Source organism: Labedaea rhizosphaerae (assembly GCF_004362825.1).
Classification (GTDB): domain Bacteria; phylum Actinomycetota; class Actinomycetes; order Mycobacteriales; family Pseudonocardiaceae; genus Labedaea; species Labedaea rhizosphaerae.
The window spans coordinates 110,366-135,050 of sequence record NZ_SNXZ01000011.1 but is presented as its reverse complement, the minus strand read 5'-3'; the positions used below and the strand labels follow the sequence as shown (position 1 = coordinate 135,050).

Genomic DNA, 24,685 nt, shown 5'->3' with positions numbered 1-24,685 from the left:
ACGGCGGCCGGCAAGCGCGAAACAAGGGGCAGGCGGTGCTGCCCTTGCCTGCCGGACAGCGTACGGCCGCCGTGCCCCGCGTAAAACCGAACCCACGGCCGCCGTCGATGGTGGTTTGGCCTGGTGGGTTCGTGGCCTTGGTGGCTTGGTCTCGCTTGTGGCCTTCGCCTTCGGTTGCTCAGGCGGGCTTGCCGAACCAGCGGGTGAGGTGGTCGTCCAGGTCCTGCTGGTCCTCGCCGATCCAGGCCACGTACCCGTCCGGACGAAGCAGGACGGCTGGAGCGTCCAGCGCCGCGGTGGGATCGGCGATGAGGTCGACCCGGTCCGACCAGCCTCCGGCGCTCAGCCGCTCGGTGCGGTCGAGTACCAGGCCGCGGCCCTGGTGCAACTGCTCGTAGAGCTTGCCCTGTTTCAGGTCGAGGTCGCGCAGGCGGCGGCCAAGCAGGTCAGGGCCCTCGCCGAAGTCGTAGCGGATGCCGACCGCGGTGATCTTCTCGATCAGGTACTGGTTCACCTGGTCGAAGTCCATCAGCTCGGTGAGCAGCCGGCGCACGGCCTGCGGGCCCGGTTCGGTGGACAGCAGTTCCATCTGGGCGCGAGTGTTGTCCAACACGTCCGCGGCGACCGGATGGCGTTCGGCCTGGTAGGTGTCCAGCAAGTTCTCCGGTGCCCAGCCGCGCAGGTGGGCGGCCAGTTTCCAGCCGAGGTTGAACGCGTCCTGAATGCCCAGGTTCAGGCCCTGACCGCCAGTCGGTGGGTGGATGTGCGCCGCATCGCCGGCCAGCAGCACCCGCCCGACCCGGTACCGGTCGACCAGCCGGGTGGCGTCGCCGAAGCGGGACAGCCAGCGCGGGGAATGCACGCCGAAATCGGTTCCGGCGATGGCCTGGAGCTGGTGCCGGAAGTCCTCGATGGTGGGCGGCTCCGCGCGGTCGCTGACGCCCGCGGCAGGCACGACGACGCTGTAGACCCCGCCGCCGAAGGGCCTGAGCCAGAACGGCTTGTGGAGCTCCTGGACCTGGGCCACCTTGGCGGTGATCTCCTCCTGCGGCGCCCCCACTTCCATCTCGCCCATCAGCGTGTCGGTCCGCGAGGGTTCGCCGGGGAAGCCGACGCCGAGCAGCTTGCGCACCGTGCTGCGCGCGCCGTCACAGCCGACGAGGTAGCGCGTGCGCAGCCGTTCCCCGTCGGCCAGCTCGACGGTCACGCCCTCGTCGTCCTGCTCGAAGCCGACCACCGCCGTACCGTGGCGGACCTGCGCGCCCAGCTCGACCGCGTGTTCTTCGAGCAGGCGCTCGACGACCGGCTGCGGGATGCCCAGCAGGTAGGCGTGCGCCGAATCCAGGCCCGCGGGGGCGGGTTTGTTGATGGCGGCGAAGAAGCCGCCGGCCGGACGCCGTCTCCCGTGCTCGAGGACGCGGTCCAGCAGGCCACGCATCGCCAGCAGTTCGATGCTGCGGATGTGCAGACCGACTATGCGGATGAACGACTTGGGCTCGGTCTCCTTCTCCAGAACGAGTACCCGCACGTCGTGCCGCCGTAGTTCCGCCGCCAGCATCGCGCCGGTCGGCCCGCACCCGGCGATGATCACATCGAACATGAACCACCATTCTCGTCCGCCCAGTAGCCGCACGTCACCGACGTCCAGCGGCCGCTCATGGTCCGGCACCCCCGGAACGGGCCGCAAGCGATATATCCGCAGGTCTGATTACTCCATCCCGGTGGCATCGGCCACTCGGTCGTGCACAAGCGGCATTCGATCCCCTACTGTGGGTAGCGATCATCTGACGTCCGTTCGGCGCGCGACAGGGGGCCGATGACAGGCATTCCCGCCGGTCGCCGTCCCAGTGTCCAGAGTGGACGGTTGGTCCGCCGGGTGGTGAACGTCATGAAAATCACCGTGGATCAAGACAATTGCGTACCATCGAGGCAATGCGTGCCGGTCGCGCCCGAGGTGTTCGACCAGCGCGCCGAGGATGGGATCACGATAGAGGTGGACGGATAGTGGAGCACGTTGTGGTCGTCGGGGCGTCGGCGGCCGGGCTCGCGGCGGCCGACTCGTTGCGGCGCAACGGCTACCACGGCGAGCTGACCATCGTCGGCGCCGAACCGCACCACCCGTACGACCGTCCCCCACTGTCCAAACAGGTCTTGCGGGGCGAGTGGGAGCCCGAGAAGATCGCCTTCCGCAAGTCGGAAACGCTTGGCGCTCAGTGGGTCCTGGGTGCGCAGGCCACCGCGCTGGACACCGGTGCCCGGGTCGTGACGCTCGAAGACGACCGGACCCTCCCCTACGACGGACTGGTGATCGCCACCGGCGTCGCGCCGCGACCGCTGCCCCACGCCCAGGGGCTCGAGGGCGTCCACCTGCTCCGCACGGTCGACGACGCGCTCGCCCTGCGCGCGGGCCTGCGGGAAGCCGGGACCGTCGTGGTGGTGGGTGCCGGGTTCCTGGGCACCGAGATCGCCGCCGCGGCCACGGGGTTCGACTGCCGGGTCACGTTGATCGACCCGCTCCCGGTGCCGCTGGCCGGCCCGTTCGGCAAGCAACTGGGCGAACTGGTCGCCGGCCTGCACACCCGCCACGGCGTCCGCGTCCGCTGCGGCAACGGGGTGCGCGGCCTGACCCACGCGGGCGGCCGGGTCACCGGCGTGACCCTCGACCGCGGCGACACCGAACCGGCCGACCTGGTGCTGGTGGCCATCGGCGCCGCGCCGAACACCGGCTGGCTGCACGAGAGCGGGGTGCCGCTGGGCGACGGCGTGCTCTGCGATGCCTTCTGCCGCGCCGCGCCCGGCGTGGTCGCGGCCGGGGACGTGGCCCGGTGGGAGCACCCCGAGCTGGGCTCGATCCGGATCGAGCACCGGATGAACGCCACCGAACAAGGTGCGGCCGCCGCCGCTTGCCTGCTCGGCGCGGACACGCCGTTCGCCCCCGTGCCGTTCTTTTGGACCGACCAGTACGACGTGAAGATCCAGGTGCACGGCCACCCGTGCCCGGAGGCGGAACTCCATGTGGTGCGAGGCGAACCGGAGAGCGGTTCGTTCGCCGCGGTGTACGAGAAGGACGGCCGGGTGGCGGCCGCGCTGACGTGGGGGTTGCCCAAGGCCGGCCCGCGGTTGCGCAAGCTGGTGATCGCCCGGGCGCCGCTGCGCGAGGCACTCGTCACCGAGTGACGCCTCGCCGGCGAAGGCGCTGTATCCGCGCTGGAGGCCACGTGTACCGGCGTAGCGGACAGTCCAGCGCGTGAACGACACGGCCAGAGCCCAGGTTGCCGGCTGGCAGAACATCGTGGACGCCACACACAGCCGCCTGCAGGACGCCGGGCAGTGGCCACCGGTCGAACGCGGCCTGACCGAGCAGGAGAAAGCCGCGGCGCGCGCGATCTTCGGCAACAGCTTGAACCTCGACGCCATCCAGGTCAACGACGACAGCTTCCTCGGTGCGGTCAAGGAAGACAACGCCATCAGCACCCCCGGCGTGATCAACTTCCCGCCCGGCACGCTGTCCAAGAACGATCCCCGCTACCTGCCCTGGCTGATGCACGAGCTGACCCACCAGTGGCAGTACCAGCACGGCTACCGGCTGGACCAGCTCGCCGTCGCCGCCGCGGCCGGGAACTACGACTACGGCGGCGACGACGGGCTGCGAGCGGCGACCGCCCAGGGAAAGGGCATCGAGTCGTTCAACTTCGAGCAGCAAGGTGACATCGTCCGCAACTACTACCTCAGGAAGACCCAGGGCGGGAACACGTCGGCGTTCGACCCGTTCATCCAGCAGATCCAGGCCAACGGTCCCGACCTGCAGGCCCCGCCCGACTGGCCACCGCCCTGAGTCAGCCGTGGCTGACGGTCAGCGAGTAGAACTTGACCTTGGCGCCGTTGCTGGTGCTGTCCGACGCGCTCTGGTTGTAGTCGCCTGCCTTGAAGTACTGGCGGTAGTCGTAGAAGCCGCCCTGGATCGGGTAGGTCGTGGTGTGGCCGTTGACCGTCACCTTGATCTGGTCGTTCTCCACGGCGAGGGTGTAGGTCCAGTGCTGGCCCATCGGCACGTTGGTCAGGTAGTGGGTCGTCTGGCCGCCGTCCGGTGAGTTCTCCGTGCCCAGCACGACGTCGCCGTTCGAGTGGTAGTACAGCTCGATGAGCGGCTTGGTCGACGAGCCGCCGGAGCCGAGGTGGATCTGGCCCACGCACACGTTCTTCGTCACCGACACCACCCGCAGCTCCGCGGACAGCCGGTGCGTGCCGGACAGCGACCAGTCCGCGGCGCTGCCGTCGCGGTTCATCTCCCGCAGTTCGCTGCGCGCGTAGTTCGAATTCGGGGTCGTGACACCCTTCTCCGGATCCCAGAACGTCATCGAGCCGTCGTTCTTGTCGGTCCAGAAGTACGCCGGGTTGGTGTACCCGTCGGCGCCGACCAGGTCGCTGGAGCGGATCGTGGTCGGGCTGCCGGGCGAGCCGATCGGCAGCTGCAGCTCCCAGACCCCGAGGTCGAAGTTGCCGCCGGGCGCGACCGTCGGATCCAGACTGTCCACAGTGGGCGAAGCCGCGGCCGTGGCCGAGCCGAACAACGCCAGCGCGCCGAGCAACACGGCGGGCACGGATGTCCTTGCAGGAAACGCCATTGTCTCTCCCCGTCCTGTTGAAGGTGCGGCTAGTCGATCTCGTACGGGTCGCCGTAGACGTGCCAGCGCAGTGGCGGGTCCAGGTCGAAGTTGCCCTCGTCGAGGAACACGCGCTGCTCGGTGTCGACCCGGCTGGTGTCCGAATGCGCTTCTTCCTGCTTCATGGCCCACACCCGGGCGTCGAGGAAGGCGTTGAGGTACGTCGCTTCGTCGCCGCCCTGCGCGGGGGTCTGTGCGTTCTGCATGGCCCGGGCGCGGATCGACGAGAAGCTCGTCGGGTCGTCGCCGTCGCCGTGCATCACGATCGCGTCGTAGTAGGCGAACTGGCCCAGCGTGCGCAGACCGTCCTCTTTGGCCTGGGCGACGGCCGGGTCGAAGTAGACGCGATCCCGTTCGTACTCCTGGGATTGCTGGAAGACCGGGTCGTCGGCCGCGGTCGCCCAGTCGTCGGCGAAGCCCGGGTCGAGGCCGTCGTGCGAGTCGGAGCCGTCGACGTCCTCCAGCGCCGGCAGGTACTTGGCGAGGATGTTGCCGGGCTCGCGCTTGGTGTACTCCCGCACCAGTTCGAGCATGTCGTGCGTGCCCGAGCAGAACCCGATGATGCCGCCGGTGTAGCCGCGGCCGTCGCCGATGTCCTCGATGTAGCCGAACTGCGCCCGCCAGTCCAGCGAGGAGTTCTCCGCGCTGGACACCAGTTCCATCGCGATTTCCTTCTTGGCGGGGTCGTCGAGCCCGCCCGCGGTCGGTGAGCCGGACGCGGGTGCGGCGGTCAGGCCCAGCGCGACGGTCAGACACAGCGCGGCCGCGGCGGCGACCGCGCTGCGCACAACGGTGGAACGGATCATGGAACATCTCCTTGTGGCGAGGAGTCCCCGACTCCGCGATCAAAGTCGTTGCCGCACACCGAGAGTTCCCGATCGGACACTCCCGGTGGCGAGCAGCTCCGAGTGAACCGTGCCCGAACCGCATTAGTCAAGAGTCTTTCCAAATTAGTGCCCGACTGCCACAACGCCGTTCACGTGGGCGAATGCGGAGTCTCGACCACGAATGGCACTAGTACGCAACGGTGAAGTGCCGGTGCGGCGAAGGCGTTTCCAGCTCGTCGAGGATCGCCACGGCCAGGTCCGCCGCCGAGATCCGGGAGCTGCCGTCCGGCGCGACCAGCAAGGTGTCGGTGCCGCGGCGGTAGCCGCCGGTGCGGTCGCCGGGCTCGAGGACGGCGGGCGGGCTGAGGTACGTCCAGTCGGCCCCGTGTTCCTGGCAAACCGAGAACTGCGCGCAACTGGCGGCCGCGAAGCCCCGCCACCGCGCCGGCACGAACTCCGGGTTGTCGCGCACCAGCCGGCCCGGCTCACCTGGCGTCCGAAGTGGACCCGAGCCGCCCACGACCAGGATGCGGGTCCCGGTCGCGGCGGCCGCGTCGAGCAGCGCCGTGATCGTCTCGACCACCGTGTGCTCCTGGCCGGGCGCGGGACGGGTCGCGCCCACGACCACGTCCGCGTCGGCGAACAATTCGACCATCCGCTCGCGATCGGTGGCATCGCCCCGAACCGCCCCGGTCCGGGAGACGGCGGTGACCTCGTGGTCCCGGCGCGCGGCCTCGGCGACCACCTGCGTGCCGACCATGCCGGTGGCGCCCACGACGGTGATCTTCATGTCACGGCCACCTTCCGGGCCGGCAGGCCGCGGAACTGACCGGCCACGATGGACATGAGGGCGAGCACGAACCCGGCGAGCTGCACCGGACCGAGGGTCTGGTCGAGCACGATCACGCCGAGCAGCGCCGCGACGATCGGCGACAGCAGCGCGAGCACCGCCACCGAGGTGACCGGCAGCGTGGTGATGCCGCGGAACCAGAGGATGTAGGCGATCAGGCCGCCGATCACGCCCAGCCAGAGGTACCCGGCGACGGCGGGCAGGTCGATCGCGGGTGGTGCACCTTCGAAGAACGCGGTGACGGGCACCAGGAACAGGCCACCGGCGCTCAACTGCCAGCCGGCGAACGCGGTGGGGCTGACCCCTGCTGGCCGTCCCCACCGTTTGGTGAGCGTCACGCCGAGCGCCATCGACGCGGCACCGACGACCCCCGCGACGATGCCCGCGGTGTCGAAGGCCGCGGCCGGGCCGAGCACCACGAGGCCGACTCCGGCCACGCCCACCAGGCCCCAGCCGAACCGCCACGCCGACGGGCTGTCGTGGAGCACCGTCACGGCCAGCACGGCGACGATCAGCGGCTGCACCGCCCCGAGGGTGGCCGCGACGCCACCGGGCAGCCGCTCGGCCGAGATGAACAACATCGACATGAACAGGCCGATGTTCAGCACGCCCAGCACGGCGGCCTTGCCCCACCAGGCGCCGCGGGGCAAGGTGCGGCTGATCGCCAGTGCGATCAGCCCGGCGGGCAGGGCCCGCAGCAAGCCGGCGAAGAGCGGGTGGCCGTCGGGGAGCAGTTCGGTGGTGACGACGTAGGTCGAACCCCACACCATCGGCGCGAGCGCCGTGATCAGCGTTTTGCTTGTCCGGTTCGTCATGCTTCAAGTGTGGGTTGACCTGCATGCATGAGTCCAACACATGTTTGTCAAGTTATCCATCGTGATTCAAGATGGATGCATGGAGCTCCAGCAGCTGCGCTACGTCCTCGCGGTGGCCGAGACGAACAGCTTCACCCGCGCCGCCGAGCGCTGCCTCGTGGTCCAGTCCGCGCTCAGCCACCAGGTCGCCCGGCTCGAACGCGAGCTCGGCGCCCGGCTCTTCGAACGCACGAGCCGCCGGGTGCGGCTGACCGCGGCCGGCGAGGCGTTCCTGCCTGCGGCCCGGCAGTGCCTCGACGCCGCCGAGCGAGCCGCGGCCGAGGTCGCCGCGGCCATCGGCGAGGTGCGCGGACGGCTCACCGTCGGCGTCATCCCCACCGTCGCCGCCGTGGACATCCCCGCTGTGCTGCAAGAGTTCCGTCGGCGCTACCCGCGGGTGCGGGTCGGGCTGCGCGTCGGCGCGAGCACCGAGCTGACCGAGCTGGTCCGGCAGGGCACGCTCGAAGTCGCCTTCCTCGGGTTGCCGGAAACCACGCAGCCCCAAGGGGTTCGGGTGCACGAACTGGCTCGGGGCCGGCTGGTGGCGATCGTCGCGCCCGACCACCAGCTCGCCGGGGCGCGGCAGGTGGGCCTGCGCGACCTGGCTTCGGAGACCTTCGTCGACTTCCCGGCCGGGTCGAGCGGCCGGCTGCAGAGCGACCAGGCCTTCGCCGCGGCAGGTCTCGGGCGCGACGTCGCCTTCGAGGTTCCGGCGGCCGACCTGATGGTGCGGCTGGTCCGCCAAGGCCTGGGCATCGCGATGCTCCCGTCGGCCTACTTGCCCTACATCGCCGACGACGTCGTCACGGTCTCGGTCACCGACGCACCGTCGCGGGTGGAATACCTGATCTGGAACCGGTTCGGGCTCACCCCGGCGGCGACCGCGTTCCTGGACGAACTGGGGATCACCGCAGGGTGAGAGCCTTGGCCTTGCCGCTCACCGCGAGCACGATCCCGGCCAGCAGCATCGGCACGGCCGCGGCGAGGAAGGCCCAGCGCACATCGAGGGCCGCGAGCAGGCCCAGCCCCGCGACCGACACCGGCGCGAGGGCGGCTCTCGGCAGGCCGATCAGGCTGTTCACCCGGCCGAGCATGGCCGCGGGTGTGCGGGTCTGGACGAACGCCGGCAACGCGACGTCGGTGGCGTAGGCGACGCCGATGCCCAGCAACGCCAACAGGACGACGGCGAGGAGGTAGTGCGGGACGAACCCGAGGACGGCGAACGCCGCACCCTCCACAACGGTCATCCCGATGATCAGCAGCCCCCACCGGCGCGGTAGGCCGGTTGCCGCGGCGGCGAGGGTGCCGACCAGCTGGCCGAGGCCCCACGCCGACACCATCGCGCCGAGCACGACCGCGCCGTTGCCGAAGGTCCGCGACAGGGCGGGCAGTCCGACGCTGAACAACCCGCTGTAGCTCAGGGTCGCCGCGGCCACCAGCAGCAGCACGATCCGGACCTCGGCGTTGCGCCGCGCGTAGGCGAGACCGGCGCCGATCTCGCGCAGCACGGCACGCACCGAGAACGGCTCGGCGGGCTCGGGAACGGCGCGCGGCGCGGCGAACAGCGACAACGCGGCCACGAAGAAGGTCACCGCGTTGAAGCCGATCGCGAACGGGGTGCCGGCCACCGCCACGAGCACGCCGCCCAGGACCGGGCCGACCAGGAAGCTCACCTGCTCTGAGGCGCCCAGCAGCGCGTTCGCCCTCGGCAGGCCGGCCGCGGGCACCAGGCTCGGCAGGATGCTGCCACTGGCCGGGCCGAAGAAGGCGTCCGCGCTGCCGACGACCACGCCGACCAGGACGAGGTGCCAGACGTGCACGGCACCGGCGCTCGCGAGCACCGCCAGCACGGCCATCGCCGCGCCGCGGACGAGGTGGGTGACGAGCATGACCGCGCGCGCGGAGAACCGGTCGGTGATCGCGCCACCGACCAGCACGAGCACCCCGGACGGGATCGTCACGGCGAGCATCACCGCGCCCAGCGCGGCCGGCGACCCGGTCACCGAGAGCACCAACCACGCGAACACGACGGTGTAGCTCGCGTCGCCGACCATGGAGACCGTCTCGCCGCCCCACACCCACCGGAACGCCCGGATGCCCATCGGATCATCGTTGTCCGGTCGCTGCCAGATTCCCAATGGTTTGCGCTTCACCGGATACGGTGAAGAACCGGGAGTTCCTCACCAACGAGCGTGGAGGCAGGCAGACGTGAAGGCAGTCCCCCTGGCCCTGGCCGGCGTGTTGGCCCTCGGCGGCGTCGCCGTGTCGTCGATCCCTTCGGCCGCCGCCGGTTCGGCGCTCGACGTGGTCGCGGTGACCGCGAGCGGCGACGACGGCCACGTGCCCGCCAACACCCTCGACGGCGACCTGTCGACCCGCTGGTCGGACGAGGGCGACGGCGTGTGGATCCGGTACGACCTCGGCGCCACCCGGACCGTCGGCTCGGTGTCGATCGCCTGGTACCAGGGCGACACCCGCAGCGAGACCTTCGACGTGCAGGTCTCCGGCACCGGTTCGTCGTGGACGACGGTCCTGGCCGGCGAGCGCACCGCCGGCACCACGGCGAGCGCGGTGACCTACGACTTCGCCGACGCGTCCGGGCGGTACGTCCGCGTCGTCGGGCACGGCAACACCTACAACGACTGGACGAGCATTTCCGAGACCAAGATCCTCGGCGCCGACGGCGGCGGCACCAGCTGCCAGGTTCCGGCCGACGTGCTCGACCTGACCAACTGGTACGAGGGCCTGCCGATCGGCGAGGCCGAGCACCCGACCAACGTCAAGCAGCCGGAACTGGCGACCTACCACATCGACCCGTGGTTCACGGTCACGCCGAACTGCGACGGCGTCCAGTTCCGGGCCGCGGTGAACGGCGTGACCACGAGCGGGTCGAGCTACCCGCGCTCGGAGCTGCGCGAGATGGACGGCGCCGACCAGGCGTCGTGGTCGTCGACCTCGGGCACCCACACCATGGTGATCAACGAGGAGATCACCCACCTGCCCAACGACAAGCCCGAGGTCGTGGCCGGCCAGATCCACGGCGCCGACGACGACCTCACCGTGTTCCGCTTGGAGGGCACCAAGCTCTACGTCACCAACGGCGACACCACGCACTACAAGCTGATCACCGACAACTACCAGTTGGGCACCCGGTTCGAGGCCAAGTACGTGGTGTCCGGCGGCCAGGTCAAGGCCTACTACAACGGCACCCTGGTCGCGACGATCAGCAAGTCCTTCGACGGCGCGTACTTCAAGGCGGGCGCCTACACCCAGGCCAACTGCGACAAGTCGTCACCGTGCTCGGACGGCAACTACGGCGAAGTGATCATCCACAGCCTGACCGTCACGCACAGCTGAGTCACCGGCGCGGCGGTCGCGGGACGAAGAAGCTGGTGCGCCGCTGGTACTCCGGATACCCCGGCCGCTTGGCCATGTCCTTCTCCAGCAACCGCCCGCCGGTCACGACGATCAGGAAGAACGCCATGGCCAGCGGCGACAGCACGGTCAGCACGCCGGGCCACGCGCCGGCCGCGACGACGTAGAGGCCCCACCAGACGGTGAAGTCGCCGAAGTAGTTGGGGTGCCGGGTCCACGCCCACAGGCCGCGGTCCATGACCTTGCCCTTGTTGGCCGGGTCGGCCTTGAACCGCTTGAGCTGCCGGTCCCCCGTCGCCTCGAACCACAGTCCGATCGCCCACACCACGACGCCGACGACGGCGACCCACCGGACGCCGTCGTCGGCGGTCGCCGAGACCTGCACCGGCAGCGACACGAACCACATTGCGACGCCCTGCGTGGCGTAGACCCGGCGGACCGCGAACCCGAACCGCTTCTCCTGCGGCACCTGGGAAAGCAGCTTCTCGTAGCGCGGATCCTCGCCCTTGCCGTGGTTGCGCCGGGTGATGTGCCAGGCCAGCCGCCCGGCCCAGACGAGGACCAGCAGCAGCATGAGCACGGCCCGCCAGCGCGCGCCGTCCCCGGCGAGCAGCGCGACCACCGCCACCACGACGAACCCCAGCGGCCACGCCGTGTCGACCACCGACACCCGGCCCTGCACCCGGCCGGTGATCGCGGTGACGGCCATCAGCACCACGATCGCGGCCAGCGACAAGCCGCTGACCAGCAAGAGGTTCGTCATCGGCGAGCCTTCCGGGTTCAGAAGAGCGACTGCTGGCGGGCGGACTGGTAACGCTCCCGGCCCCGGGCCAGTTCGACCATCGGTTCGGGGTAGTCGAGCTCGGCCGCCACGGTCCACGGTTTGTGGATGGCCGGCGCGTCGAGGCCGGCGAGCTCGGGCACGTAGCGCCGCACGTACGCGCCGTCCGGGTCGTAGCGCTCGGCCTGACGCAAGGGGTTGAGCACGCGTCCGGGCCGCGTGTCGGTGCCCGTGCCCGCGACCCACTGCCAGTTGAGCTGGTTGTTGGCGATGTCGCCGTCGACGAGGTGGTCGAGGAAGTGCCGCGCGCCCAGGCGCCAGTCGATCAGCAGGGTCTTGGTCAGGAAGCTGCCGACGATCAGCCGGGCGCGGTTGTGCATCCAGCCTTCCCGCAGCAGCTGGCGCATCCCGGCGTCGACGATCGGGAAGCCGGTCCGGCCCGTCTTCCAGCGTTCGAGGTCCTCGTCCGACTTGCGCCAGGTGACGCCGTTGGGGCGGAAGTCCTCGTGCGCCACCTCGGGACGGGCGGCGAGCAGCTGGTGGTTGAAGTCGCGCCAGGCGAGCTGGCGCACGAACGCCTTGGCCGAATCCGACTCCGTCCCGAAAGCGTGCACGAGCTCCACCGGCGACACGGACCCGAAGTGCAGGTGCGCCGAGAAGTGCGAGGTCTTGTCGCCGGCGAGGTCGTCATGGCCGGCCGCGTAGCCCTCGACATCCCAGGCGCGGATCAGCTTGCGGGCGTTGGTCTCGCCGCCCTCGATCAGGTCGGGCGCGGCCTTCTTGATCGGTGGGAGCGTGTCCGAGCGGACGTCGGGCGAGTTCAACTTGGTCGGCCTGCGCAACGGTTTGCGGACCGGGACCTCCGCCCAGCGCCGGTGGTAGGGGCTGAAGACCGAGAAGTGGTCGGCGTTCTGCGGCGTGACCGTGCCCGGCGGCACCACCACGACGGCGTCGTCGTGCACGTGCAGGTCGACCCCGAGTTCGGCGAGCGCCCGCTCGCGCCGCTGGGCGTACCCGCTGTAGTCCTTCGCGACGTGGACGGTCCGGACGTCGTGTTCGCGCACGAGCTTCGCCACCTGCGCCACGGGGTCGCCCCGGCGGATGACCAGCCCGCTGCCCGCCTCGGCGAGCGCCGCATCCAGGTCGCGCAGGCACTCGGCGAGGAACCGCGCCCGATTGGGGCCGGCCTGGATCCCCTTGTCCAGCACGAAAAGCGGGATCACCTGGTCGGCCGACCGGGCGGCCGCGTGCAGGACGGGGTTGTCGTGCACCCGCAAGTCACGGGTGAACAGCGCGATGGCGACAGTCACCCGCGCCAGTGTTCCACGGCGGTCGTGGGCTCACCGGTCGAAGAGGGCGAGCAGCCGCTCGGCCGTGGGCGCGACGTCGGGGTGCCGGGAGTTGACCGCCAACCGGAAGGCGGCGCGCACGTCGTCCTCGGCCGCGCCGAAGCGCCACCGCAACACCGCGAGCCCGAGCGCGGCCTTGGGCGCGAGGTCGAGATCGCCGGAGTTGATCGTCTCCCGGAAGGCCATCACGGCTTCGCCCACACCGGGCAACGACGGTCGCTTGTCGGCAAGCACGCTTCCAATGTGGACGCACGCGTCGCCGATCGAGCACCGCTCGGCCACGGCGGCCAGCCGCACCGCCTCCCGCAGGGCCGTACCCGAGCGGAAGGAATCCCCTTGTCTGGCATGGAGAACCCAGAGGTGCAGGGCCGCCCGCAGCCGGTACCGCGCGTGCCCGGACCCGGCCGCGAGCCCGAACGCGGCAGCCGCCCCGGGCAAGTCCCCCGCCAGCACCCGACGCCGACCGAACTGAGTCACGGCGCGCACCCCGCCCAGCCGGACGAGGCGCAGTCGCACACCGGTCATGGCACAGTCGTACTACAGGAGTGCGGAGAACCAAACGACTCTGTCCACATTCGGTCAGGGAGGAAGACCCATGACGAGGTACGTGATCGACCCTGGGGTCGCCATCAAGCTGGCCGCCGACCAGCTCGCGGTCGGCGGCGAGCACAAGCTGGTGGCGCCCACGCTCCTGCGCTCCCAGGTGCTCTCCATCCTGTATGGACAGGTCCGCGCCGGCGAGCTGACCAAGAAGGCCGCCGACCGCTACCTCGACCACATGCGAGGGCTGAAGATCCGCCTCCTGGGCGACCGGGTCCTGCAGGCGAACGCGTGGAAGGTCGCCGACCGGCTCGGCTGGACCGACACCTTCACCGCGGAGTACATCGCCTTGACGCAGTTGCAGGCCGATGCCTTCGTCACGCTGGATGCCAAGCTGGCCCGTGTCGCCCGGGAACTGGTGACCGTCGCGTCCATCGACGACCTCCGCCACACGACCTAGCGGGTGGCGGTGACCAGGTAGCGGTCGGGGCCGTCGTCGACCAGGTCGCACGTCCAGCCGGCGGCGGTGAGGGCGCGGCGGATGTTCGGCTCCGCGCGCACGTCGTCCGGGTCTGGGTCGTGGCCGTGCCTGCGAGCCAGGGCTTGACGGCTGATCGGGTGGAACAACGCGAGCCGGCCACCCGGACGGCACACCCGATGCAGCTCGGCCAACACGACCACCGGCACGTGAGGGAGCAGCCCAGCGGCGAAAACCGCGTCCACGGCGCCGGAAAGGATCGGGAGCGCGCGGGCGTCGCCGAGCACCAAAGCCTTTCGGCCCTTGCGTTGCGCCTCGGCCAGCATCTCAGGTGTCAGGTCGACGCCCAGCACCACGCCGGACTCGCCCACGGCCGCGCGCAACATCGGCAACGCCCGGCCCGTCCCGCAGGCGACGTCCAGCACCGCCCCTCCTGCCGGCGGCGCCAGGTCGGCGATCGCCCGCGCGTAGACCGGTTCGTCGTCGGGGAAGCGGTTTTCCCAGCCGGCCGCGCGCGGCCCGAAGAACTCCCGCGTCTTCGCGATGTCCGGTCGCACTACGCCTCCCACACCGGTTCCCGCGGCAGACCGCGTTCGGCCCGCGCCCGGTCGACCAGCTCCTGGATCAACTCGGTCTTCGCCGCCGTGTACGCGTCGCCGTTCGCGGCGGTCACGGCCAGGGTCTGCTTGAGCTCCGCGTACCGGGCGGCGTCTTCTGGGTGCGACAGCAGGTGATCGCGCAGGATGCGCTGGTTGCGGGTCGACCAGCTGTCCATTGTGACCACGTGCAGGTGGTGCGACCGCACGCCACCGGTGTCACGGGCGTAGAACAGCCGATCCGCGAACCCGTCGAAGCGGCGATAGCCAAGCCGCACAAGGGTTTCATCGCGATCGGACACCGCCGCCAGTGCCGGCACCGCGGCCATCAGGTCGATGACTGGCTTGGCCGCCAGGCCCGGCACCGCAGTCGAGCCGATGTGCTCGATTTCCGTCAACGGCAACACCGCGGTCAGCTCGGCGATCGCCGAAGCGGCCAGCAACGGCCACGCCGGGTCGTACGGCACCACCTGGATCACGAGGGCACGCTACTGGAGTCCAGACCGGACCGACGTGATCCGCTGCGTGTTGAAGCCCAGCCAGTGCATGCGACCGACGTAACGCGCGTGTTCGACCTTGATGCACCGGTCCATGACCACGGTGACGCCCCCGTCCTCGGCGATCCGCGCACCTTCCAGGTTGATCACCCCGAACTGGCACCACAACGCCTTGGCCCCGATCTGCACGGTCTGCCGCGCGATCTCGGGCAGGGCGTCGGGCGCGCGGAAGACGTTCACGATGTCCACCGGCTCCGGCACCTCCAGCAAACTGGGATAGCTCTTGGCGCCGAGGATCTCCGAAGCCCGCGGGTTCACCGGGATGACGTTGTAGCCGTGGCGTTTGAGGTAGTAGCCGACGAAGTAGCTCGCCCGCAACTCGTTGTTGGACAGCCCGACGACCGCGATCGTCTTCGCGCCGTTGAGCACCCGCTGGATCTCCAGCGGATCCTGGTACTTCGCCAGCTCGCGGGACCCACCTGTCGCTGACGCTCGGTGGGCACTTCGCGCGCGCGCTGTGTCCGATGATTCGCTCGCAAGCTCGCTCATGCCGCCGCGACCTCCTTGAAGCCCTGCTCCAGGTCCCAGATCAGGTCCTCGACCGACTCGGTGCCGACCGAGAGCCGCACCGTCCCGGGGCCGACGCCGGCGGCCGCGAGCTCGGCATCGCTGAGCTGGCGGTGGGTGGTGCTGGCCGGGTGGATGACCAGGCTTTTCGCGTCGCCCACGTTGGCCAGGTGCGACCAGAGCGACAGACCGCGGATGAGCGCCTGCCCACCCGCACGGCCGCCCGCGCAGTCGAAGGAGAACACCGCACCCGCCCCGCGCGGCAGGTACTTGTCAACCAGCGACCGGTACTTGCTGCCCGGCAGGTCCGGGTAGGTCACGCGTGAGACCAGCTCGTGGGATTCCAGGAACGCGGCGACCTGCCGCGCGTTCTCGACGTGCCGTTCCATGCGCAGCGACAACGTCTCGAGTCCTTGCAGGAACAGGAAAGCGTTGAACGGCGACATGGCCGCGCCCAGGTCGCGCAAGGTCTCGGCCCGCAGCTTCATCAGGTAGCCGTACACGCCGAACGTCTCGTGGAACTGCAACCCGTGGTAGGCGGGCGACGGGTCGGCGACCACCGGGAAACGCCCGTTCGACCAGTCGAAGAGACCGGATTCGGTGACGACGCCGCCGATGCTCGTGCCGTGCCCGCCGATGAACTTGGTCGCCGAGTGGACCACGATGTCGGCGCCCCAATCCATTGGGCGGCAGAGGTAGGGCGTCGCGAAAGTGTTGTCCACGACCAAGGGCAGCTGGTGCTCGTGCGCGATGGCCGCCACGGCCTCGATGTCGAACACGTTGCCGCCGGGGTTGCCGATGGTCTCGCCGAAGAACGCCTTGGTCTGCGGGCGAACGGCGGCCCGCCACGCGTCGAGGTCGTCGGGGTCGACCCACGTCAGGTCTATGTTCATCTTGCGCAGCAGGTGTTTGAGCTGGTTCACCGAGCCGCCGTAGAGCGCGGTGGAGGAGACCACGTGGTCGCCCGGCTCCAGGAACGTGAACAGCGCCGCCGCCTGCGCGGCGATCCCGCTGGCGAACGCCACCGCACCTGCGCCGCCCTCCAGGTTCGCCACGCGCTCCTCGAGCACGGCGACCGTCGGGTTCATGATGCGCGAGTAGGTGTTGCCGTACTCCTGCAGGTTGAAGTAGGCGGCCGCGGATTCCGGGTCCTCGAAGACGTAGCTGGACGTCTGGAAGATCGGCACCGCTCGCGCACCCGTGTTCGGGTCCGGTCGCTGCCCGGCGTGCAGCTGCCGGGTCTCGAAGCCGAACTCGTGGTCTTGCTCGATGCGAGTCACAAGGGCCTTCCTCAGTCGCCGAGGAACCGGCGGACGATCGGGGTCTGTCGTTGTTCTTCCAGCAGGAAGCAGTCGTGCCCGTAGGGCGCGTCGATCACGTGCAGCTCGCTCGGCCGGCCCAGCGCACGCAACGCGGCGTCGATCTCCGTCGAGGCCACCGGCGGGTACAGCCAGTCCGAGCTGAACGCGATCAGCAGCGTCCGCGCCTTGCCGGTGGCGAAGGCGGTCGCCAGCGAACCGCCGTGCTGGCGGGCCAGGTCGAAATAGGTCAGTGCGCGCGAAAGCGCGAGGTAGGTGTTGGCGTCGAAGCGCTTGACGAAGGAGTTCGCTTGGTGGCGCAGGTAGTTCTCCACCTCGAACTCGGGCTCGGTCAGCGTGTACCGCACGTCGTCGGCGAACTGCAGCCGGCGGCCGAACTTGTCGTCCAGCGCAGGCGCCGAGAGGTAGGTGATGTGCCCGACCATCCGGGCCACGCCCATGCCGGCGTCCGGCGTGCGGCCCGTGCCGTAGTAGTCGCCACCCTGCCACGACGGGTCGCGCATGATCGACTCGCGGGCGATCGCGTTCCACGCCAGGCCTTGCGGGTGCAACGCGTGCGTGCTGGCGATCGCCACGAGGGCGTCGACCTGGTCCGGGTACAGGACCGACCACTCGAGCGCTTGCATCCCGCCGAGCGAACCACCGGCCACGGCGGCGAGCCGCTCGATGCCCAGCACGTCGAGGAACGCGCGCTGGGTGCGCACCATGTCCGCGACGGTGATGACCGGGAACGCCGACCCGTACGGGCGGCCCGTCGCGGGGTCGATCGACGACGGACCGGTGGTGCCGCGGCAGCCGCCGAGCAGGTTCGTGGACACGACGAAGAACCGGTCGGTGTCGAAGGCCTTGCCCGGGCCGATCATCCCGTCCCACCAGCCGAGCGCCGGACCGGCCGAGCCGTCGCGGTCCTCGGCGCCGAACCCGTCGCGGGTGCTCGCCGCGGCCGGGGTGGTCGAGACGCCCGCCGCGTGGGCGTCACCGCTGAGCGCGTGGCACACCAGGATGACGTTGTCGCGCCGCGGGGAGAGGGTGCCGTAGGTCTCGTATGCGACGCGGACGGGGTGCAACTCCTGTCCACAATCGAGCCGCACCGGGTCCGGCAAATCGACGTAGCGGGTCTCGACCGTGCCGACCGACCCAGCCGCGACCGCCGGAACGGACACCATGCCCGCATGGTAACCAGATCCGGATCGGTCCCGCCGCCGCGCGAAGGCCCGTTTCGGAATATGAGACGCAGGTCAGCGGGCCGGTGCGCTGTGTAGCGTGCGGGATCGGCAGGTGAACCACGCGAGAGGACCGCTCCCATGACGGCAGTTGACAGCATCGACAACGGCGTCAACGTCCAGGCGCTGCTCGAGGCGCGCGAGGCGCTCAAGGGCGCGCCGGAGGCCGCCCAGTTCACGTGGCGCTCGACCACCAGGTGGGAAAACGGCGTGCACACCACCTCGACGGTCAAGGACTACTCCGGCCTCGGCGCCGACCACGAGCACAAGGCCGAGTCGACGTTCGTCGCCGACCACCCCGAGGTGTTCGCGGCCACCGACAACGGCATCACCCCGATCGAGTACCTGCTCGTCGGCCTGGGCAGCTGCCTGACCGCGGGCATCGCGTCCGTCGCGCAGAACCGCGGCATCCAGCTGCGCTCGGTCGAGGCCACCCTCGAAGGCGCGCACGACATCCGCGGCATCCTCGGTGCCGACAGCGACGTGCGCAACGGCTACAACGGCATCAAGGTCTCCTTCAACATCGACGCCGACGCGTCCAAAGAGGACATCGAGGCGCTGGTCGCCCAGTCGCAGAAGCGGTCCGCCGTCTTCGACGCGCTGACCAACCCCACGGACGTCACCGTCGAGGTCGTCTGAGGGCCGAACCATAGAAACGACAACCACGGTCGTCATCGGGGCCGGTCACGCCGGGTTGGCGGCGAGCCACTTCCTCAGCGAGCGCTCGGTCGACCACGTCGTGCTCGAGCGTGGTGAGGTGGCGAACTCCTGGCGGCGCGAGCGCTGGGACTCGCTGCGTTTGCTCACGCCCAACTGGCAGAGCCGGCTGCCGGGCCACCACTACGGCGGCCCGGATCCCGACGGCTACATGACGATGCCCGAGGTGGTCGGGTTCATCGACCGCTTCGCCGCGCTGACCGGTGCGCCGGTGCGCACCGGCACCACGGTCACGTCGGTCCGGCGCACCGACGACGGCTACCGCGTGACGACCGACCAGGGCGAGCTCGCCTGCCGGACCGTGGTCATCGCCAGCGGCGCCTGCAACCGGCCGGCCGTGCCGGCGCTCAGCGAAGCGGTGCCGGACGAGGTCGTTCAGCTGACACCGTTCGACTACCGCAACCCAGGCCGGCTCCCCGACGGCGGCGTGCTCGTCGTCGGGGCGTCGGCCACCGGCGTGCAGCTGGCGGCGGAGATCCAGCGGTCCGGCCGGCCGGTGACGCTCTCGGCCGGCGAGCACGTGCGCATGCCGCGCGTGTACCGCGGCCGCGACGTCCTGTGGTGGATGGACGCGGCCGGCGTGTGGGACCAGCGCTACGACGAGGTGCCCGACCTGACCCGGGCCCGGTCGCTGGCCTCACCGCAACTGGTGGGCACCAGGGAGCGGGCGACGCTCGACCTCAACGCGCTCACCGAACTGGGCGTGGAACTCGTCGGCCGGGCCTCGATGGTGCGCGACGGTGAACTGCTCTTCTCCGGCGGGCTGCGCAACGTCATCCGGCTGGCCGACCTGAAGCTGGACCGGCTGCTGACCGCGTTCGACGAGTGGGCGCTGGAGTCCGAAGTGGAGGCCGACCTCAAGGCGCCCGAGCGGTTCGAGCCCACCCGGGTGCCCGCCTCGACGCGGCTGCGCCTGGACCTGCGCGGCGGCGCGATCCGCACGATCGTCTGGGCGACGGGCTTCCGGCCGGACTACTCCTGGCTCGACGTCCCGGTGGTCGACACGAAGGGCCGGTTGGACCACGACGGCGGCGTCGTGGCCGGCCCCGGGCTGTACGCGCTGGGCCTGCCGGTGTTGCGGCGGCGCAAGTCCACGTTCATCCACGGCATCGAGGACGACGCGCGGGACGTGATCGCCCACCTCGACGGCTACCTGCGCTCCTGAGTGGACGCTCCGTTGCGTTGCCGCGACGGGCTCAGCAAGCTGTCCAGCCGGCTCACCTCGTCGGTCAACTGCGCCCGGATGTCGGTGAGGTGGTCGCGGGTGCCGACGAGGATCGCGGCCATCGCCGCGTAGCGCTGGTCGACCGTGCCCTCGTCGGCCAGGCTGTGGATCGCGGCGAGGATCTGCTGGGCCTGGCGCGCCGCCTCGGCGCGGATGGCCGCCGCTTCCTGCGCCACTTTGCGTGCGTGCTCGTGGGCTTCGGCGATGATCCGCTCCGCGTCCGCCTCGGCGTGCGACATGGTCGCCAGCGCCGCCGGGCTGGCGCCGTGCTGCTGGTGCCAGTGCCGCAACCGGTCGACCTCGCGGCTCGCCGCGGCGAGTTCGGCGGTCATCCCGACGATGGTGTCGGCGACGCGGTCGAGGAAGGCGTCGACCTGGTCCTCGTCGTAGCCGCGGCGGGTCAGGCGGGCCTGGTCGAACACGGCCTCGCCGATGTCGCGTGCGGTGAGCCATGGTGGCGCCATGCGCACCGCCCCCTTTCCGTTTGCGTCGGTCACGACCAGCCGTGCCCGGTGAGGATCACGACCAGAACCAACGTGACGGTGGACGCCGCGGCCATCGCGTGCACGGTCGCGGTGTGCACCGGGAAATAGCCGCCCGCGCTGCGACTCGGTCGTTCGGCATTCGCGTGCCGGCCGTGCCCGGGTGACCACCTGGCGACCATGAGCAATCCGTGCGCCGCGGCCACCACGAGGAACACCAGACCCGCGATGGCGGTCGCCCACAATCCCGTCACCGCGTACCACGTCCACGCGAGCAGCCCGCCCGCCGCCGCAGTCACGTGGATGGCCAGCAGCACCCGTCGACGTTTCGATCGTCCCCGCGGTCCCCGGCTGATCGCCCCCGCGCGGATCAGCAAGGTCAAGCCGAAGGCCGCGGTGACGCTCCACACCACAACCGAGGCGAGTGTCAAGGCTTCCACTCCCACCTGCGGAACCCGCGGCCCGCCACCTCTTCACCGGCCAGTCCGGGCCATTGGACACTCGATCGAATGGAGCAACAATCGAGCACGCAGCAATGTCACTCGAATGGCCTAGCGCTATTGTCACTCCCTGCGACAACCAGGTGAACCGTGGCGGCCATTTCGGGGCGGGTACAAAGACCCAACGACGGCTTCGTCATTACTGTCGGCGATCAGGAAACCGGTCAGAATTCCCGCCGAAAGGGCTTCGACGGCGGAACCGCCGCGCTCTCGACGATGTTCCGGCGAATTTACGGTACGCACAGTAGTGGTTACCGTTCGATTCCGAGCGGGCCGGAACGCTACGGTGGTCGGGTGACCGACGAGGAGCTGATCGTCGCCATCGCGCTGGCCCGCATGGACAACCCCGGCCTCGAACTGGAGGACGTGGTCGCCCTCGTGCTGCGCCGCATGGGCGACGACGCGGTGCTCGAGTTCGCGTCCCGGACGCTCGCCATGCGCGGGGAGTTGCGTGGCGCGATGTTCCAGGCCGCGGTCGAGCACGTCATGCGCGTCGTGTTCACCTTGCGCGGACCGGCTGACTAGAGCACGAACTCCTCGACCTGCGTCGCTGGGTTGCGTCCCGATCCCCCTGGCCGGCGGCTGAGCGCCACATAGCCCGCACCGCCGAAGTGGGCCGGGAAGACCAGGCGGTTCTCGTCGGCTGCGCGGGCCAGCACGGTCTTGCGGGACCGGGCCGCCCCCGCGGGATCCTCGTCGAAGCAGCTGTTGTGCGCGGGTTCGAGGAGCTGCACCGGGCTGTGCAGCAGGTCGCCGACGAACACGGCGCGGTCGGAGCCGCTGTCCAGGCGCAGCACCGCCGAGCCCGGCGTATGACCGGGGGCCGCCTCCAGAACCAGGTCGGCGTCGATGCGGAACTCGCCTTCCCACACCTCGGCCAGGCCCGCCTCGATGATCGGTGCCACCGCCTTGGTGTGCAGGTCGTCGCCGCTGAGTTTGGCGTTGTCCGGCGCGGGGATCAGGTAGCGGGCGTTGGGGAAGGTCGGCGCGCCGTCGGTGGTGTTCCAGCCGACGTGGTCGCCGTGCAGGTGGGTGTTGATCACCAGGTCGACCGCCTCGGGGTGCACGCCCGCCGCGGCGAGCAGGCCGGGCAGGTCCGGACGCGGCTCGGTCTCCATCGGGAAGCGGTCGGTGCCGAGTCCGGTGTCGACCAGGATCGTGCGACCGCCACTGCGCAACACCCACGTCTGCAAGGCGAGCACCGCGACGTTGTCCTGCGGCTGCCAGAAGTCGGGACCGAGCTCTTCCCAGTGTTCCCGCGGCGCGTCGGGGACCAGGTCGCCCGCCGGGGCGAACGGTCCCTGCAGTTCACGCACGCGGCCGACCTCGACGCGGCCCAAAGTGATTGTCTCCATGACTCGACCGTAAGCCTGCGTACGCGCGTTTCAATGCTTGATCGGCGCTTCTGCATGCGCGATCGTCTACGCTGACGGGATGGACGTGGTGAGCGACGCCATCACCGTGATGCGGAGCGGCACCCCGGAGTCGGGGCGCCGCGTCGCCCGGCGCCAGTGGCGGATGCGCTTCGCGCCCTACGACGGCGCCGGTTTCCACGTGTTGTTGCGTGGCAGCTGCCGGCTGTACCCGCCGTCGGGCGCGCCGGTGCTGCTGAACGTCGGCGACGTGGTCCTGCTCCCCCACGGCAGCGGCCACGACCTCGCCTCCGACGACGCCCCGGCCGAAGCCGTCCCCTTCGAGCGGTGGTCGCCCACCGAGTCCGATGTGGACGGGCCGGTGGTGTCGGAGTTGTTGTGCGGCAAGTACCGGACGGACCCGTCGCGGGCCCATCCGCTGCTCGCCGAGTTGCCCGACGTCGTGCACGTCCCCGCCGGCGCGGGCCGGCACCCATCGCTGCGCGCGGCGGTGGACCTGCTGGGCGGTGAAGTCGAGCAGGCGCTGCCGGGGCGGGACGCGGCGCTGCCCGGGTTGCTGGACCTGCTGCTGGTGTACGTGTTGCGGGCCTGGCTCGCGGACCGGCCGTCCGGCTGGAGCCAGGCCCTGGCCGATCCGGTGGTGGCTTCGGCCTTGCGCGTGCTGCACGAGGACCCGGCCCACCCGTGGAGCGTGGAAACCCTTGGCGCCCAGGTGGGTCTGTCGCGCGCTGCCCTGGCCCGCCGGTTCACCGCGCTGGTCGGGCGCCCGCCCATGAACTACTTGGCGTGGTGGCGCCTGACCAGCGCGGCGCGCCTGCTGCGCGAGTCGGACCGGCCACTGTCCACAGTGGCCGAACAGGTCGGCTACCGGTCGGTGTTCGCCTTCTCGCACGCGTTCAAGCGGCAGTTCGGGGTGGCCCCGGGTCAGTACCGCGCGTCCTGATCAGGCCAGGTGGATGTCCTGGACCCAGCCCCAGCGCTTGGCGTTCGGCACGTAGACCTTGGTCCAGCCGTGGTCGTGCTGGTCGGTCGAGTGCACGTGCCAGCCACCGAACACGTTGCCGATGACGAACCGGTTGGCCGCGTCGCGCAACGTGCCCATGGTCTTGACGGCCCGGTGGTCGTTGGTGACGTGCCCTTCGGCGACACGGAAGACGACGGTGCGGTAGTGGTCGGCCTCGACCGCGCTGCGGCCCTCGAGGATCCGCTGCGGCACCGGCTCACCGGCCGGGTAGTGGCTGGTCGGCGTCGGGAAGTGCTCGCCGCCGACCGAGGTGCCCAGGCAGTCGCGGTGCACGAAGCCCCACCACGGGTGCTTGCTGTTGCGGTACTTCTTGTCGCTGATCATCGACCACGTCGAGTTGACGTTGTAGCGCCACGCCACGATGTCGGTCGGCGCGATCTGCCAGTCGATGTCGTTGCCGATCACCCCGTCCTTGGGGTAGTTCGGGTGCACCGTGCAGGTCTTGGTGACCTTGTACTCGAGGATCAGCGAGACCGAACGGCTCTTGGCCGCCGCGGTGACGTCGGTGGCGTTGGCCTGCAGCGCGTCCGGCTCGGCCTCGTCGGGTGCCTGCGCCAGCTGCACGCCGCTGACGGCCGGTGGCGCGGCCTGCGCCTCGGCTTGGTCCCCGCCGGTCGCGATCACGACGGCCGCGGTGATGCCCGCCACCGCCACCACGCCGACCGCCGCCAAGGCCCACTTCGGTTGCTTGCCCATGTGTTCCTGCCTCCTGGAGTTCTCCCTCGTGAAGAGAATTCACAAAAAGGCCGGTCGGTTGGTGGGCCGCTGCGCAGGAGCGCAACCCTTGTGCACGATCTATCTACAGACCTGCGAGCCAGGCGTGCCCCGGATACACGCGGGCCAGCAGCTCGGCCAGGGTCGCGCGCTGAGCCTCGCTCAGGTGTGGGACGGTCGCGGCGAAGTCGGCCTGGTCCTTGGGCCGCGTGTGCTTGGCCTTGAACAGCAGGACCAGTTCGGGCGCCAGATAAGGGATGTCGTCCCGGGTGCGGTGGATGATGTCGCGGTAGGGGAAGCGGATGGTCTCGTCGTGGCGGCAGATCCACGTGTCGCCGTCGTGCGGCTCGCGGAACACGTCGAGCAGGTAGTCGCCCGTGACCGGATCGCGCACCCAGGTCTGGTGGGTGACGGCCAGGATGTCCGGTGTGGCATCGGCCCAGACCCGGCCGCTGCCGACGGCGTCGAGGGCGTAGCCGGGTAGGCGATCGCGGACCTCGGCGAACCGGGAGCTCGGGATGGCGATCTCGATGTCCCCGTGCGCCCGCGTCGGCGTGCCGCGGAACAGCTCCAGCGCCCACCCCGCCGCCACGCACCACGGCGTGGCCAGCCCGGCCAGCCGCTGGGCCACCTGACCCGGGGTCCAGCAGGACGACCACCGCGCGTCGAGGGCGTCGAGCTCGGCCGGTGACAGCTCGTGGCCGCCGTCCGGAAGTTGCTCGCCCACCAG

At 70.4% G+C, this 24,685-nt stretch carries 28 protein-coding genes; 9 read left to right on the top strand and 19 right to left on the bottom strand.

What is annotated here, in order from left to right; all coding sequences use genetic code 11:
- Nucleotides 1-178 precede the first annotated feature (178 nt).
- Nucleotides 179-1,600: a rifampin monooxygenase gene (rox, locus tag EV186_RS37365; RefSeq protein ID WP_133854276.1), complete on the bottom strand. Its 1,422-nt coding sequence runs from the start codon at nt 1,598-1,600 to the stop codon at nt 179-181.
- Nucleotides 1,601-2,004: 404 nt separating this feature from the next.
- On the opposite strand from rox, the gene EV186_RS37355 reads away from it, so the two are divergent.
- Together EV186_RS37355 and EV186_RS37350 are read left to right on the top strand one after the other, a co-directional pair.
- Entirely contained in the window at nt 2,005-3,177 is a 1,173-nt protein-coding gene (locus EV186_RS37355; protein ID WP_166659511.1) for an NAD(P)/FAD-dependent oxidoreductase, read from the top strand.
- Between the two features lie 70 nt (nt 3,178-3,247).
- A complete protein-coding gene (locus tag EV186_RS37350) occupies nt 3,248-3,835 on the top strand; it encodes a hypothetical protein (protein WP_133854274.1) in 588 nt (195 codons plus the stop codon).
- Nucleotide 3,836: 1 nt separating this feature from the next.
- On the opposite strand, the gene EV186_RS37345 is transcribed toward EV186_RS37350, so the two are convergent.
- The 4 genes from EV186_RS37345 to EV186_RS37330 all read right to left on the bottom strand — a co-directional run bounded on the left by EV186_RS37345 (nt 3,837) and on the right by EV186_RS37330 (nt 7,156).
- Nucleotides 3,837-4,601, bottom strand: a complete 765-nt coding sequence (locus EV186_RS37345) for a polysaccharide lyase family 7 protein (RefSeq protein WP_243754526.1) — start codon at nt 4,599-4,601, stop codon at nt 3,837-3,839.
- A gap of 53 nt (nt 4,602-4,654) precedes the next feature.
- Nucleotides 4,655-5,470 carry a chitosanase gene (locus tag EV186_RS37340; protein ID WP_133854272.1) on the bottom strand — a complete coding sequence of 272 codons (816 nt, stop codon included), beginning with the start codon at nt 5,468-5,470 and terminating at the stop codon, nt 4,655-4,657.
- 208 nt (nt 5,471-5,678) lie between these two features.
- On the bottom strand, nt 5,679-6,281 hold the full coding sequence (locus EV186_RS37335) for an NAD(P)-dependent oxidoreductase (protein WP_133854271.1): 603 nt from the start codon (nt 6,279-6,281) through the stop codon (nt 5,679-5,681).
- Nucleotides 6,278-7,156 carry an EamA family transporter gene (locus EV186_RS37330; protein WP_133854270.1) on the bottom strand — a complete coding sequence of 293 codons (879 nt, stop codon included), beginning with the start codon at nt 7,154-7,156 and terminating at the stop codon, nt 6,278-6,280. Before EV186_RS37330 ends, EV186_RS37335 begins: the two co-directional genes overlap by 4 nt.
- 79 nt (nt 7,157-7,235) lie before the next feature.
- On the opposite strand from EV186_RS37330, the gene EV186_RS37325 reads away from it, so the two are divergent.
- Entirely contained in the window at nt 7,236-8,114 is an 879-nt protein-coding gene (locus tag EV186_RS37325) for a LysR family transcriptional regulator (protein ID WP_133854269.1), read from the top strand.
- Here the strand turns inward: EV186_RS37325 and EV186_RS37320 are convergent.
- The gene (locus tag EV186_RS37320; protein ID WP_133854268.1) at nt 8,101-9,297 is read right to left on the bottom strand and encodes an MFS transporter; all 1,197 of its coding nucleotides are present in this window, start codon (nt 9,295-9,297) and stop codon (nt 8,101-8,103) included. The genes EV186_RS37325 and EV186_RS37320 overlap by 14 nt on opposite strands.
- A gap of 106 nt (nt 9,298-9,403) precedes the next feature.
- Between EV186_RS37320 and EV186_RS37315 the strand changes: the two genes are divergently transcribed.
- Nucleotides 9,404-10,552 carry a polysaccharide lyase family 7 protein gene (locus EV186_RS37315; RefSeq protein WP_243754525.1) on the top strand — a complete coding sequence of 383 codons (1,149 nt, stop codon included), beginning with the start codon at nt 9,404-9,406 and terminating at the stop codon, nt 10,550-10,552.
- 1 nt (nt 10,553) lies between these two features.
- On the opposite strand, the gene EV186_RS37310 is transcribed toward EV186_RS37315, so the two are convergent.
- From EV186_RS37310 to EV186_RS37300, 3 genes are read right to left on the bottom strand one after another with little or no spacing between them, the layout of a single operon-like run.
- A complete protein-coding gene (locus tag EV186_RS37310) occupies nt 10,554-11,333 on the bottom strand; it encodes a DUF1295 domain-containing protein (protein ID WP_133854266.1) in 780 nt (259 codons plus the stop codon).
- A gap of 17 nt (nt 11,334-11,350) precedes the next feature.
- On the bottom strand, nt 11,351-12,661 hold the full coding sequence (locus EV186_RS37305) for a cryptochrome/photolyase family protein (RefSeq protein WP_133854265.1): 1,311 nt from the start codon (nt 12,659-12,661) through the stop codon (nt 11,351-11,353).
- A gap of 30 nt (nt 12,662-12,691) precedes the next feature.
- The gene (locus EV186_RS37300) at nt 12,692-13,225 is read right to left on the bottom strand and encodes a hypothetical protein (protein WP_133854264.1); all 534 of its coding nucleotides are present in this window, start codon (nt 13,223-13,225) and stop codon (nt 12,692-12,694) included.
- 70 nt (nt 13,226-13,295) lie between these two features.
- On the opposite strand from EV186_RS37300, the gene EV186_RS37295 reads away from it, so the two are divergent.
- Nucleotides 13,296-13,700: a type II toxin-antitoxin system VapC family toxin gene (locus tag EV186_RS37295; protein ID WP_133854263.1), complete on the top strand. Its 405-nt coding sequence runs from the start codon at nt 13,296-13,298 to the stop codon at nt 13,698-13,700.
- On the opposite strand, the gene EV186_RS37290 is transcribed toward EV186_RS37295, so the two are convergent.
- From EV186_RS37290 to metX, 5 genes are read right to left on the bottom strand one after another with little or no spacing between them, the layout of a single operon-like run.
- A complete protein-coding gene (locus tag EV186_RS37290) occupies nt 13,697-14,275 on the bottom strand; it encodes a class I SAM-dependent methyltransferase (protein ID WP_133854262.1) in 579 nt (192 codons plus the stop codon). The two genes, EV186_RS37295 and EV186_RS37290, sit on opposite strands and share 4 nt — an antisense overlap.
- Entirely contained in the window at nt 14,275-14,793 is a 519-nt protein-coding gene (locus tag EV186_RS37285) for a GrpB family protein (RefSeq protein ID WP_133854261.1), read from the bottom strand. Before EV186_RS37285 ends, EV186_RS37290 begins: the two co-directional genes overlap by 1 nt.
- Before the next feature lie 9 nt (nt 14,794-14,802).
- Entirely contained in the window at nt 14,803-15,360 is a 558-nt protein-coding gene (locus EV186_RS37280) for a CoA-binding protein (RefSeq protein WP_133854260.1), read from the bottom strand.
- Entirely contained in the window at nt 15,357-16,658 is a 1,302-nt protein-coding gene (locus EV186_RS37275) for an O-acetylhomoserine aminocarboxypropyltransferase/cysteine synthase family protein (protein ID WP_133854259.1), read from the bottom strand. Before EV186_RS37275 ends, EV186_RS37280 begins: the two co-directional genes overlap by 4 nt.
- A gap of 11 nt (nt 16,659-16,669) precedes the next feature.
- Nucleotides 16,670-17,863 carry a homoserine O-acetyltransferase MetX gene (gene metX, locus EV186_RS37270; RefSeq protein ID WP_133854258.1) on the bottom strand — a complete coding sequence of 398 codons (1,194 nt, stop codon included), beginning with the start codon at nt 17,861-17,863 and terminating at the stop codon, nt 16,670-16,672.
- Between the two features lie 138 nt (nt 17,864-18,001).
- Here metX and EV186_RS37265 point away from each other — a divergent pair, with 138 nt between their 5' ends.
- Nucleotides 18,002-18,559, top strand: coding sequence for an OsmC family protein (locus tag EV186_RS37265; protein ID WP_133854257.1), 558 nt, complete (start codon nt 18,002-18,004; stop codon nt 18,557-18,559).
- Between the two features lie 10 nt (nt 18,560-18,569).
- Nucleotides 18,570-19,802, top strand: coding sequence for an NAD(P)-binding domain-containing protein (locus tag EV186_RS37260; RefSeq protein ID WP_133854256.1), 1,233 nt, complete (start codon nt 18,570-18,572; stop codon nt 19,800-19,802).
- Here the strand turns inward: EV186_RS37260 and EV186_RS37255 are convergent.
- Together EV186_RS37255 and EV186_RS37250 are read right to left on the bottom strand one after the other, a co-directional pair.
- Entirely contained in the window at nt 19,787-20,326 is a 540-nt protein-coding gene (locus EV186_RS37255) for a DivIVA domain-containing protein (RefSeq protein ID WP_133854255.1), read from the bottom strand. The two genes, EV186_RS37260 and EV186_RS37255, sit on opposite strands and share 16 nt — an antisense overlap.
- A gap of 29 nt (nt 20,327-20,355) precedes the next feature.
- On the bottom strand, nt 20,356-20,775 hold the full coding sequence (locus EV186_RS37250) for a hypothetical protein (protein WP_133854254.1): 420 nt from the start codon (nt 20,773-20,775) through the stop codon (nt 20,356-20,358).
- A 363-nt stretch (nt 20,776-21,138) separates the two neighbouring features.
- On the opposite strand from EV186_RS37250, the gene EV186_RS37245 reads away from it, so the two are divergent.
- Entirely contained in the window at nt 21,139-21,369 is a 231-nt protein-coding gene (locus EV186_RS37245; protein WP_133854253.1) for a hypothetical protein, read from the top strand.
- Here the strand turns inward: EV186_RS37245 and EV186_RS37240 are convergent.
- Nucleotides 21,366-22,199, bottom strand: a complete 834-nt coding sequence (locus tag EV186_RS37240) for an MBL fold metallo-hydrolase (protein WP_133854252.1) — start codon at nt 22,197-22,199, stop codon at nt 21,366-21,368. The genes EV186_RS37245 and EV186_RS37240 overlap by 4 nt on opposite strands.
- A 79-nt stretch (nt 22,200-22,278) precedes the next feature.
- On the opposite strand from EV186_RS37240, the gene EV186_RS37235 reads away from it, so the two are divergent.
- Nucleotides 22,279-23,160: an AraC family transcriptional regulator gene (locus EV186_RS37235; RefSeq protein ID WP_133854251.1), complete on the top strand. Its 882-nt coding sequence runs from the start codon at nt 22,279-22,281 to the stop codon at nt 23,158-23,160.
- Here the strand turns inward: EV186_RS37235 and EV186_RS37230 are convergent, their stop codons facing one another.
- Nucleotides 23,161-23,937 carry a hypothetical protein gene (locus tag EV186_RS37230; RefSeq protein WP_133854250.1) on the bottom strand — a complete coding sequence of 259 codons (777 nt, stop codon included), beginning with the start codon at nt 23,935-23,937 and terminating at the stop codon, nt 23,161-23,163.
- Between the two features lie 103 nt (nt 23,938-24,040).
- Nucleotides 24,041-24,682, bottom strand: a complete 642-nt coding sequence (locus EV186_RS37225; RefSeq protein WP_133854249.1) for a nucleotidyltransferase domain-containing protein — start codon at nt 24,680-24,682, stop codon at nt 24,041-24,043.
- Nucleotides 24,683-24,685 lie beyond the last annotated feature (3 nt).